This is a genomic window from Roseovarius sp., from assembly GCF_027019125.1.
In the GTDB taxonomy this organism is placed as follows: Bacteria; Pseudomonadota; Alphaproteobacteria; order Rhodobacterales; family Rhodobacteraceae; genus Roseovarius.
Map to the genome: position 1 here is coordinate 62,011 of NZ_JALUXE010000033.1, position 11,643 is coordinate 73,653.

The following is an 11,643-nucleotide window of genomic DNA, read 5'->3' on the forward strand; positions in this document are numbered from 1 at the left end:
CTCCTCCTCCCTGGTGCCGCCGTTTTTTATTGCGCGCAGGCAAAGCAGAGATTTTCAGTGACATGACCGAACGGCTGGTGCCTCCGGTCGCCATTGGCCACGCGGCCCTGCCCTCAATGCAGAATCCGCGCCCGTCCACGCCGCACCGGCTTGACCTGAAAGGCCCGGCAGGCCTCTTGCAGGACCCCGACAAAGGCCCGCGCCGCGTCGCTCTCGGCGGTCTGGGCCTCCGGACTTTCCAGCGCGGCCCTGACAAGCTGTGACGTGACCGGCCCATCGACCGCGCAGGCCCATTGCAGGAAACCCAACCGCGCGGCCTGCATCGCCTGTGACCCGGTCGCCGGGCTGCTCTCAAGCCCATCCATGATTCGTAGAAAACTCATCTTGCTTTTCTCCCCGACCGCACCCCGGGTCGGATGGGGCGAGAGCGGCAAGGGTCATGGCACGTCAGAGCATCGGCCTGGCGTGCACACGCCCGCACCGCACCCCGCGATTCGACGTCACGCCAAGGCTGGTTTCCGGGCTTGGACGGCAGGCCATGCGGCCCTCGCGTTGCGGCACCTTCCCGGGCAAACCTGCCCAGTGGCCTATTGCCGAAACGCCCTTCCTTACCGTTGCGGGGGCAGCGCCGGACTTGCACCGGCTTCCCAATTCTCCGCCCCAAAGGGCGGCACCCTGACCGGTTCAGCCTAACCGCGCGGGCCCCCAAGCCGCAAGCCTGAAACCGACGCCGCCCGGACCGCTCACGCCAGAACCCGGTAGCGCGCCGCGTAGCTCACCGGAAAATTCACCGAACGCGCAATAAAGCAAAAGGCATGGACCTGCCCATGCAGCGCATCGGCTTGGGCAAGGTCGGTTCCCGCCGGCACCGCAATCCTTGGCCGCAGCGTGGCGCGCAGAAACCGGCTCGCCCCGGTGCTGTCGGTCTCACCCACCGCCAGCGGATCATCCTCGTAGGATTGCACGGCTATGCCTGCGTCACTCGCCAGATGCAGAAACCACAGCATGTGGCAGGCGCTGAGCGCGGCAATCAGCATGTCCTCGGGATTGTGCAGGCCGGGGTTTCCCCCGAGCAGCGGGTCGTTGGAACAATGGATCACCGGCTTGCCCGGCGTCTCGACATTCCAGGTGCGGTCATAGCCTTTGTAATGCCGCGTCCCCTCGCCCCGATTTCCGGTCCAGACGACGCGGGCGGTATAGTCATGCTCTGACATGCTCTGCGCTCCCCTTTGGCACGCGCGCAGCATCGCGCGAAATCGTCGCGCCAGACAAGTCAGGATCGCCGCACCCGCCCTCAGGGGCAGAAAATATCGTTGAAGAGGGCAAACAGCATCAGCGACAGAATGAGCGTGAGACCAACGGTCATCAGCACCCGCAAGGCCCGCTCGCTCGGCGGGCGGCCCGCGACCGCCTCGTAGGCGTAGAACACCAGATGCCCGCCATCCAGAACCGGCACCGGAAAGAGATTGAGCAGCCCCACCGCCGTCGACAGCACCGCGATGAACCAGATGAAACTCTGCGCGCCCTGGCTGGCCATCGCCCCCGAAACCTGCGCGATACCGATCGGCCCGGACATGTTGCAACTGCTGATCGCGCCCGTGATCATGTGATAGAGACCCGAGAGCGAGCTTTGAATGATCTCGCCTGTCTGGCCCACGGCATCGCCCACCGCCTCGACCACGCCCAACCGTTCGGTCGCAGGCTCGAACGCCATACCCCCCGCAATGCCGATCCGCCATTCGGTGCGAAACCCGCCTTCGGGTTGCGGTTCGTCCACCCGGCGCGGGGTGATCGTGACCTCGTGGCCCTCGCTACCCGGCCGCCACACCGTCAGCGCGAGCGGCGCGCCATTCGAGCCCTCGACAACCTCCTTGAGCTCTTCAAAGGCCACAATCTGCGTGCCGTTGACCGCCGTGATGACATCGCCCGCCTCCAGATCCGCGGCAAAGGCCGCCGATTGCGGCGCAAGCCCGCTGATCAAGGGCGGCATGAGCTGTGGCCCCATCGCCTCGATCTCGCGCCCTGCGCGTTCGACCCTGTAGCTGAGCAGCGCCTCGCGCGGCAGCGCGTCGATCATATCGTCATAGACCTCGCCCGCCGCCACATCCGGCAGGGGTTGGCCTTCGATGCTCAGCACCTGGTCGCCCGGCTCCAGGGTGATTCCCGCCACCGGCAGCGGCTTCAATGACCCCACGGTCAGCGGATCGGCGGTCTTGCCGCCGCTCATCATCACCGCGCTGAAAATCGCGATGGACAGAATGAAATTGAACACCGGGCCCGCCGCCACCGTCGCCGTGCGCGCCCAGAGCGGCGCACCATGCATGGTCTGGCGCAGCCGTTCCGGCGGCAACGCCGCCATCGCCGCGCTGTCCTTGCCGCTGGCGGCATCGGCATCGCCGAGAAACTTGACATATCCACCAAAGGGCAAGGCGGCGATCTGCCAGCGCGTCCCATGCCGGTCCATGCGCGAAAACAGTACCGGACCAAACCCCAACGAGAATACCTCGGCCTTGATCCCCGACCAGCGCCCGACGATGTAATGACCATATTCATGCACAGCCACGATCACCGACAGGGCCGCGACAAAGGCTGCAAGGGTCAGGAACAGATTGCCGAACTGCGGTAGAGAGGTAAAAATTTCCACGCTTTATCCTTGGGTTCTTCGCTGGGTCACGACCAGATCGGCCTGCTTCCTAGCCAGATGGTCCATGTGCGCCACCACATCAAGGGTCAGATCGGAATTCCGCGCCTCCGGCGCATCGTGCAAGGCGGTCAACACCTCCTCCACCACGATGTTCATGTCGGTAAATCCGATCCGTCCTGCGATGAAATGGTCCAGCGCCCGCTCCTTGGCGGCGTTGAACACCGCCCCCGACAGGCCGCGCGCCTGCATCACCTCGCGGGCAAGCCGCAGCGCGGGATAACGCTCGGGATCAGGCGGGCGAAATTCCAGCGTGCCAATCGCCGCCAGATCGAGTGCGGCCACCGGCAGCGCCTGACGCTGCGGCCAGTTCAGCGCGTAGCCGATGGCATGGCGCATGTCGGGCGGCCCCACATGCGCCATGAGCGCCCCGTCGCAGAACCCCACCAGCGCATGCACAAGCGATTGCGGATGGATCAGCACCTCGATCTGATCGGGGGCAAAGCCAAAGAATTCGCGCGCCTCGATCATCTCCATCGCCTTGTTGAACATCGAGGCGGAATCGATGGTGATCCTCTGCCCCATGGCCCAATTGGGATGGCTCGACGCCTCGGCCACCGTGGCGGCGGCCAGCCGCTCCAGCGGCCAATCGCGAAATGCCCCGCCCGAGGCGGTGATGATGACCCGGCTCACGGCGGCGGCATCCTCGCCGACCAACGCCTGAAAAATCGCCGAATGCTCACTGTCCACCGGCAGGATATTGGCGCGGTTGGCGCGCGCGGTGCGCATCATCAGCGCCCCCGCCGTCACCAGCGATTCCTTGTTGGCCAGGGCCAGCGTCGCGCCCTGCTCCAGCGCCGCCAGACCGGGGGCCAGCCCTGCGGCCCCTACAATCGACGACATCACCCATTGCGCCGGACGGCTGGCCGCCTCGATCAGCGCCGCCTTGCCCGCCGCTGCCTCGACCTTGCTCCCTCTCAGCGCCTCGCGCAGCGACACCAGCAGGTCGTCATGCGCCGTAACCGCCACTTCGGCCCCCAGATCAATCGCATCCCGCGCCAGCTGGTCGATATGATGCCCGCCGGTCAGCGCGACCACCTTGTAGGCCCCCGGCGCGCGGCGGATCAGGTCAATCGTGTTCTGCCCGACAGAGCCGGTCGCACCCAGAATGGAAATACGTTTCATGCCACCCCCGGCAAGAGGCCAAGCGCCCATATCGTCACGACCACCAGCGCCGCGCCCAGCATCGCATCGAAGCGGTCCAGAACGCCGCCATGACCGGGGATGAGGTTGGAACTGTCCTTGACCCCGCGCAGCCGCTTGACCGCGCTCTCGGCGATGTCACCCATCTGCCCGGCAAACCCCACCAGCACCGACAAGGGCACCAGCGCAAGACCTGCCCCGGTCGGCCCGGCAAAGATCAGCCCGATCACCGCCGCACCAATCCAGCCCGCAATCGTGCCGGACCATGTTTTCTTGGGGCTGAACCGTGGCCAGAATTTCGGCCCCCCCAGAATGCGCCCGGCAAAGTATCCCGCCACATCCGAGATCACCACAACCGCGACCAGCCACAAAACCCAGACCAAACCGGCCTCGGCGCGCAGCGTGCCCATGGCATAGCAGCCCAAAAGCGCCCAGAGCGCCAAGGCAAAGAACGGGCCGCGCTCGCGCGCGACCGAGCTTGACGCAACCACCACTGCCGCCAGCAAAAGAGGCATGACCATGATCCCCGGCAGCCACAGCGCCAGCGCCAGGGCCACCGCCGCCAGCACGCCAGAGCGCAGCGCATCGGGGGCTGCGAACATCCGCGCCGCCTCCCACATCATGGCCCCGGCGAGCACACAAACCAGCGCGGCAAAGGGCAAGCCGCCCAGCCAGATCTCAACCGCGCCCACCACGATCAGAACCACCCCCGACGCAAGCCGCGGCCAGAGATCCGCCCAACGCGCCGCGCCGCTCATGCAGGCACAGCCCCAAAGCGGCGGTCCCGCGTGCCATACTGCGCGAGCAATCGCGCAAAGACATCCGGCGTGAAATCCGGCCAGAGCGTGTCGATGAACTCATATTCCGCATAGGCCGATTGCCAGAGCAGGAAGTTGGAAATCCGCGCCTCGCCGCTGGTGCGGATCACCAGATCGGGGTCGGGCAAGACATAGGTATCCAGATACCGGGGCAGAGTTTCCTCGTCCACATCCTCGGGGCGCAACCGCCCCGCCGCCACATCCTCTGCCAGCCGCCGCGTGGCGCGCGACACCTCGTCCCGCCCCCCGTAATTCAGAGCAATGGTGAGGTTCGTGCCGGTGCAATGGGCAGTCATCGCCTCGGCCTCGTCCATCAGCCCGCGCAGCTTGGCATCCAGTCGCGGTCGGTCCCCGATGAAACGCACCTGCACGTTCTCGCGCACGAACTCTTGCATTTCCTTCATGATGTAGCGGCGAAAGAGACTCATGAGACCGGCCACCTCGGTCTGGGTCCGCTTCCAGTTTTCGGTAGAAAAGGCAAATATCGTCAGATACTTGACCCCCAAACCGGGGCAGGCCTGCACGATTTCACGCACCCGCCGCGCGCCGGCGTGATGCCCAAAGAGGCGCGGCCGCCCGCGCCTTTGCGCCCAGCGCCCGTTGCCATCCATGATGATCGCCACATGGCGCGGCCCCTCGGCCGGCGCGGATGTTCCTGCCGTGGGCGCAGTTTTCGCCATCAGACCTGCATGATCTCCGCTTGCTTGCCGTCAAGCAACTCGTCCACATGCTTGATGAAACGGTCGGTCAGGGATTGCACCTCGGATTCCCAGAACTTCTGGTCATCCTCAGACATGCCATCGCCCTTGGCCTTCTTGATCTGATCCATGCCATCGCGGCGCACATTGCGCACAGCGACGCGGGCGTGTTCGGCATATTGCGCGGCGACCTTGGTCAATTCCTTGCGGCGCTGCTCGTTCAACTCGGGGATCGGCAACATGATGATCGTGCCATTGAGCTGCGGGTTGATACCCAGACCACTCTCGCGAATGGCCTTTTCGACCTTGCCGACCAGCCCCTTGTCCCAGACATTGACCGTCACCATGCGCGGCTCTGGCACGTTGACCGTGCCCACCTGGTTGATCGGGGTTTTCTGGCCATAGGCATCGACCATGATCGGCTCCAGCATCGAGGCCGAGGCGCGCCCGGTGCGCAACGAGGCGAACTCGGTCTTCAGCGCGCCAATCGCCCCTTCCATCCGGCGTTCCAGATCGCCTGTGTCGATTTCGATTTCATCCGCCATACTGTCTTGGTCCTTCTTGCGGCTCTTGCGTCTGAGCCTTGTTTTGCCTCAACCGTGCACGGTTGTATAGGTGCCCTCACCGGCCAGAATGCCCTTGAACCCGCCCGGTTCGTCAAGTGAGAAGACGATGATCGGCAGGTTATTGTCCCGCGCCAGCGCAATCGCAGAGGCATCCATCACCCCCAGATGCTGCGCCAGAACCTCGTCATAGGTCACACGCTCGAACCGCTTGGCATCCGCGTGCTTGATCGGGTCCTTGTCATAGACGCCATCCACCTTGGTCCCCTTGAAGATCGCCTCGCAGGCCATTTCATTGGCGCGCAGCGTGGCGGCCGTATCCGTGGTGAAATAGGGATTGCCGGTTCCGGCGGCAAAGATGCAGACGCGCTTTTTCTCAAGATGCCGCACCGCGCGGCGGCGGATATACGGCTCTGCCACCTCATCCATGCGAATGGCCGAAATGACCCGACAGAACACGCCCATCTTTTCCAGCGCGGATTGCATCGCCAGCGCGTTCATCACCGTGGCCAGCATCCCCATGTAATCGGCGGTCGTGCGTTCCATCCCCTGCGCGCTGCCTTGCAAACCGCGAAAGATGTTACCGCCCCCGATCACCATGCAAATCTCGACCCCCAGATCATGAACGATCTTGACCTCGCGCGCGATCCGCTCGACCGTGGGCGGATGCAGGCCATACCCCAGATCCCCCATCAGAGCCTCCCCGGAAATCTTGAGCATCACACGGGTGAATTTGGCTCTCTCCGGGGTGGTCATCGGCATTCTCCGCTCGGTCGTGTCAATCCCGCGCAAAATGTCGCAAATGCCGCCCATGTGCAATCGCTGATCACCCCCTTTTGCGGGGAAAAGGCGGCAAACCGCCTCGCCAAACCGCGCGATTGGCGCTAACCGGGGCCTATGCACCTGCCCGTTGACATCGCCCCCGACCGCCCTGTTCTGATCGCCGGCCCCACCGCCAGCGGCAAATCGGCGCTCGCATTGGAAATCGCCCGCACCCAGGGCGGCGTGATCGTCAACGCCGACGCTCTGCAAGTCTATGAAAACTGGAGGATTCTCAGCGCGCGACCCAGCCCCGAGGATGAGGCCGCACTCCCCCACCGCCTTTATGGTCACGTTGGTGCGCGCACGCCCTATTCCACCGGCCATTGGCTGCGCGAGGTGGCGGCGATCCTCAAGGCTCCCGCGCGGCCCATCATCGTCGGCGGCACCGGTCTCTATTTCAGCGCCCTGACCGAAGGTCTGGCCGAAATCCCCGCAACCCCCGCCGCGATCCGCGCCGAGGCGGATCACCTGCTGGCCAGCCGGGGCCTTGCCCCCCTTCTGGCTGCGCTCGACCCAACGACCCTTGCCCGCATCGACACGCGCAATCCGATGCGCGTGCAGCGCGCCTGGGAGGTGCAGCGCGCCACGGGTCGGGGGCTGGCCGCCTGGCAGGACGACACGCCGCCCCCCCTTCTGCCGCTCGACGCCTGCACGCCACTGCTGATCACCGCCGACAAGGACTGGCTTGGGGCCCGCATCGCCCGCCGCTTTGACGCCATGCTCGAAGTCGGGGCGCTGGACGAGGCGCGCGCCAATCTGCCCCATTGGGACCCGGCCCTGCCGTCGATGAAGGCCATCGGCGCGCCCGAACTCATCGCCTATCTGCGCGGGGAAATGACCCTCGATCAGGCACGCGAGGCCGCCACCATCGCCACGCGCCAATATGCCAAGCGACAACGCACATGGTTCCGCGCCCGGATGCGGGCCTGGCACGCCGTCGCGGCGGAAACCCTGACCGCCTGAGGCTTTCGCATTTCGTGCAAGCATTTCGCATTTCGTGCAGCGAGCCGCGATTTTCACGACATGTGAGGCGACAAACCCCCGTTTCGCTCTCCAGATCCCGTCCAAGGCCACCCGGCCCCGTCTTTGGGAGGAGACCACATGATTCCAGCCGCATTCGAGTATCACCGCCCCGGTGATCTGCCATCCGCCTTGGCCCTGCTGCAAGAACACGGCGACGAGGCCCGTGTCATCGCAGGCGGTCACAGCCTCATCCCGATGATGAAGCTGCGCATGGCCGAGGTGCCGCATCTCATCGACCTGCAAGCCATCGACGCCCTGCGCGGCATCACCATCGACGGCCGCCGCATCACCCTTGGGGCCATGGTCACGCAGGCCGAGATCATCGCCCATGCCGGCCTCAACACCCACGCCCCCATCCTGCGCGAAGCGGCGCTGCAAATCGCCGACCCGCAGGTTCGCGCCATGGGCACCCTCGGCGGCAATGTCGCCAATGGCGATCCCGGCAACGACATGCCCGGCCTCATGCAATGCCTGAATGCCACCTTCCACGTCACCGGCCCGGACGGCAGCCGCGACATCCCCGCGCGAGAGTTTTACGAAAGCGCCTATCTCACCGCCCGCGAGGATGACGAAATCCTGACCGCCGTCAGCTTTGACGCCCCCACCGGCGGGCAGGCCTATGCAAAACAGAAACGCAAGATCGGCGACTACGCCACCGCCGCCGCCGCCGTGATCCTGACCCGCGAGGGCGCGCATTGCACTGCCGCCTCCATCGCCATGACCAACCTGTCGGATACGCCCATCTGGGCCGAGGCAGCAGGCGATGCGCTTGTCGGCACCGCCTGCAACGAGGATGCCGTCATCGCCGCAATCACCGCGATGCAGGCCGCCATTGATCCATCAGAGGACAATCGCGGTCCAGCCGAATTCAAACGCCACGCGGCGGGCATCATCCTTGCCCGCGCCATCGCCCGCGCGTGGTCGCGCGCCTGAGGAAGAGACCCATGTCAAAGAAAATGCAGATCACCCTCACCGTCAACGGCACCCGGCACGAGGTGCTGGCCGAGCCGCGCGAACTCCTGATCCATGTCCTGCGCGAACGCCTCAACATAACTGGCCCGCATATCGGCTGCGAAACCTCGCATTGCGGCGCCTGCACCGTGATCATGGGCGACCGCTCGGTCAAATCCTGCACGGTGTTCGCCGCGCAGGCCGATGGCGCCTCCATCACCACCATCGAGGGCCTTGGCACGCCGGACGCGCTGCATCCGCTGCAAGAGGCGTTCCGCGAGCATCACGGGTTGCAATGCGGCTTCTGCACGCCGGGCATGATCACCCGCGCAGCGCAACTCCTCAAGGAAAACCCCGACCCGACCGAGGAAGAGGTGCGCTTTGGCATGGCCGGCAATCTCTGCCGCTGCACCGGCTATCAGAACATCGTCAAATCCGTGCTTGCCGCCGCCGCCACGATCAATGCTGCCAAGGAGGCCGCAGAATGAACGACCTGACCCCAGACCGCGACGACCGCACCGCCAAGCTCAAGGGCATCGGCTGCGCCCGCAAGCGCGTGGAGGATGCGCGCTTTACCCAAGGCAAGGGCAACTATGTCGATGACATCAAGCTGCCCGGCATGCTCTTTGGCGATTTCGTCCGCTCGCCCTACGCCCATGCCCGCGTCAAATCCATCGACACCTCCGCCGCCATGGCGCTCGATGGCGTGGTCGCTGTGCTGACCGCCAAGGATCTCGAGCCCTTGGGCCTGCACTGGATGCCCACGCTTGCGGGCGACAAACAGATGGTGCTGGCCGATGGCAAGGTGCTCTTTCAAGGACAAGAGGTGGCCTTTGTCGTCGCCCGCGACCGCTATATCGCCGCCGATGCCGTGGAACTGGTCGAGGTCGAGTATGAGGAACTGCCCGTCATCACCGACCCGTTCGAGGCCCTGCAATCCGATGTGACCCTGCGCGAGGATCTCACCCCCGGTGCCGATGGCGCGCACGGCCCCCGCCGCCACCCCAACCACATTTTCCTGTGGGAAGAGGGCGACAAATCCGCCACCGAAGAGGTCATCGCCGCCGCCGATGTGGTGGCCGAGGAAATGATCTATTACCACCGCACCCACCCCTGCCCACTGGAAACCTGCGGCTGCGTCGCATCCATGGACAAGGTCAATGGCAAGCTCACCGTCTACGGCACCTTTCAGGCCCCGCATGTGGTGCGCACGGTGGCCTCCTTGCTATCGGGCATCGACGAGCACAACATTCGTGTGGTCAGCCCCGACATCGGCGGCGGATTTGGCAACAAGGTGGGCGTCTATCCCGGTTATGTCTGCGCCATTGTCGCCTCTATCGTGACCGGCGTGCCGGTGAAATGGGTCGAGGACCGGATGGAAAACCTGATGGCCACCGCATTCGCCCGCGACTACTGGATGAAAGGCAAGATCGCGGCCACCAAAGACGGCAAGATCACCGGCCTCTGGTGCCATGTCACCGCCGATCATGGCGCGTTCGACGCCTGCGCCGATCCCACCAAATTTCCTGCCGGCTTCTTTCACATCTGCACCGGCAGCTATGACATCCCCGTGGCCTATGTCGGCGTCGATGGGGTCTATACCAACAAGGCCCCCGGCGGCGTCGCCTATCGCTGCTCCTTCCGCGTGACCGAGGCCGCCTATTTCATCGAACGGATGATCGAGATACTTGCGATCGAGTTGGGCATGGACGCCGCAGAGCTGCGGCGCCTCAACTTCATCCGCGCCGACCAGTTCCCCTACCAGTCGGCGCTTGGTTGGGAATACGATTCGGGCGACTATCACACCGCTTGGGACAAGGCGCTCAAGGCCGTGGATTACGCCGGTCTGCGCGCGGAACAGGCCGACCGGGTCGCCGCCTTCAAACGCGGCGAAACCCGCAAATTGCTGGGGATCGGCCTGACCCATTTCACCGAGATCGTCGGCGCTGGCCCGGTCAAGAATTGCGACATCCTCGGGATGGGCATGTTCGACAGCTGCGAGATTCGCATCCACCCCACCGGGTCGGCCATCGCCCGTCTTGGCACCATCTCTCAGGGCCAGGGCCACGCCACCACCTTTGCCCAGATCCTCGCCTCCGAAATCGGCATTCCGGCGGACAAGATCACGGTGGAAGAAGGCGACACCGACACCGCCCCCTACGGCCTTGGCACCTATGGCAGCCGCTCGACCCCCGTTGCAGGCGCGGCCACCGCGCTCGCCGGTCGCAAGATCCGCGCCAAGGCGCAGATGATCGCGGCCTATCTGCTGGAGGTCCACGACGATGACGTCGAATTCGACATCGACCGCTTTGTCGTCAAGGGCGCGCCGGAACGGTTCAAGACCATGGCCGAGATTGCCTATGCCGCCTATCATCAGGCCATTCCCGGCGTCGAGCCGGGGCTCGAGGCGGTCAGCTACTATGACCCGCCCAACATGACCTATCCCTTCGGCGCCTATATCTGCGTGATGGAGATCGACGTGGACACCGGCGAGATCGAGGTGCGCCAGTTCTACGCGCTCGACGATTGCGGCACCCGCATCAACCCGATGGTGATCGAGGGCCAGGTCCACGGCGGCCTGACCGAGGCGCTCGCCATCGCCATGGGGCAAGAGATTGCCTATGACGAGATGGGCAATGTCAAAACCGGCACGCTGATGGATTTCTTCCTCCCGACCGCCTGGGAGACGCCGCATTACACCACCGATCACACCGAAACCCCCTCGCCGCATCACCCCATCGGGGCCAAGGGCGTGGGCGAAAGCCCGAATGTCGGCGGTGTCCCGGCCTTTTCCAACGCCGTGCATGACGCGCTGCGCCCGTTTGGTCTCAGGCAAACGCATATGCCGCATGACCACTGGCGCATCTGGCGCGCGGCGCATGCGCTTGGGCTGCATGGCTGAGGACGGGACCGGGGGCCAGCCC

General features: G+C 64.9%; 12 protein-coding genes and 1 riboswitch. Of the genes, 4 read left to right on the plus strand and 8 right to left on the minus strand.

Translation table 11 applies throughout. The features are described from left to right. Positions 1–113 precede the first annotated feature (113 nt). The 8 genes from MVC20_RS16060 to pyrH all read right to left on the minus strand — a co-directional run bounded on the left by MVC20_RS16060 (position 114) and on the right by pyrH (position 6,679). Positions 114–383, minus strand: coding sequence for a hypothetical protein (locus MVC20_RS16060; protein WP_297543205.1), 270 nt, complete (start codon positions 381–383; stop codon positions 114–116). 108 nt (positions 384–491) lie between these two features. Beyond that, positions 492–693: riboswitch (cobalamin riboswitch) on the minus strand. Between the two features lie 50 nt (positions 694–743). Beyond that, complete coding sequence (locus MVC20_RS16065) at positions 744–1,214, minus strand: OsmC family protein (protein WP_297543207.1); 471 nt, start codon at positions 1,212–1,214, stop codon at positions 744–746. Positions 1,215–1,294: 80 nt separating this feature from the next. Continuing rightward, the gene (gene rseP, locus MVC20_RS16070) at positions 1,295–2,644 is read right to left on the minus strand and encodes an RIP metalloprotease RseP (RefSeq protein ID WP_297543209.1); all 1,350 of its coding nucleotides are present in this window, start codon (positions 2,642–2,644) and stop codon (positions 1,295–1,297) included. 3 nt (positions 2,645–2,647) lie between these two features. Further along, positions 2,648–3,826 carry a 1-deoxy-D-xylulose-5-phosphate reductoisomerase gene (gene dxr, locus MVC20_RS16075; RefSeq protein WP_297543211.1) on the minus strand — a complete coding sequence of 393 codons (1,179 nt, stop codon included), beginning with the start codon at positions 3,824–3,826 and terminating at the stop codon, positions 2,648–2,650. After that, the gene (locus MVC20_RS16080) at positions 3,823–4,602 is read right to left on the minus strand and encodes a phosphatidate cytidylyltransferase (RefSeq protein WP_297543212.1); all 780 of its coding nucleotides are present in this window, start codon (positions 4,600–4,602) and stop codon (positions 3,823–3,825) included. Before MVC20_RS16080 ends, dxr begins: the two co-directional genes overlap by 4 nt. After that, entirely contained in the window at positions 4,599–5,342 is a 744-nt protein-coding gene (locus MVC20_RS16085; protein ID WP_297543214.1) for an isoprenyl transferase, read from the minus strand. Before MVC20_RS16085 ends, MVC20_RS16080 begins: the two co-directional genes overlap by 4 nt. Next, the gene (gene frr / locus MVC20_RS16090; RefSeq protein WP_297543216.1) at positions 5,342–5,905 is read right to left on the minus strand and encodes a ribosome recycling factor; all 564 of its coding nucleotides are present in this window, start codon (positions 5,903–5,905) and stop codon (positions 5,342–5,344) included. The genes MVC20_RS16085 and frr overlap by 1 nt, the downstream gene beginning before the upstream one ends. 48 nt (positions 5,906–5,953) lie before the next feature. Then, positions 5,954–6,679, minus strand: a complete 726-nt coding sequence (gene pyrH, locus MVC20_RS16095) for a UMP kinase (protein ID WP_206018426.1) — start codon at positions 6,677–6,679, stop codon at positions 5,954–5,956. Between the two features lie 141 nt (positions 6,680–6,820). Between pyrH and miaA the strand changes: the two genes are divergently transcribed. The 4 genes from miaA (at position 6,821) to MVC20_RS16115 (ending at position 11,621) form a co-directional block, all read left to right on the plus strand. Next, positions 6,821–7,708 (plus strand): tRNA (adenosine(37)-N6)-dimethylallyltransferase MiaA, encoded by an 888-nt coding sequence (gene miaA / locus MVC20_RS16100; RefSeq protein ID WP_297543218.1) that lies wholly within the window; start codon positions 6,821–6,823, stop codon positions 7,706–7,708. A gap of 138 nt (positions 7,709–7,846) precedes the next feature. Next, positions 7,847–8,701: a xanthine dehydrogenase family protein subunit M gene (locus tag MVC20_RS16105; RefSeq protein ID WP_297543220.1), complete on the plus strand. Its 855-nt coding sequence runs from the start codon at positions 7,847–7,849 to the stop codon at positions 8,699–8,701. An 11-nt stretch (positions 8,702–8,712) separates the two neighbouring features. Beyond that, entirely contained in the window at positions 8,713–9,207 is a 495-nt protein-coding gene (locus tag MVC20_RS16110) for a (2Fe-2S)-binding protein (protein WP_297543223.1), read from the plus strand. After that, entirely contained in the window at positions 9,204–11,621 is a 2,418-nt protein-coding gene (locus tag MVC20_RS16115) for an aerobic carbon-monoxide dehydrogenase large subunit (protein WP_297543225.1), read from the plus strand. Before MVC20_RS16110 ends, MVC20_RS16115 begins: the two co-directional genes overlap by 4 nt. The last annotated feature ends 22 nt before the right edge of the window (positions 11,622–11,643 follow it).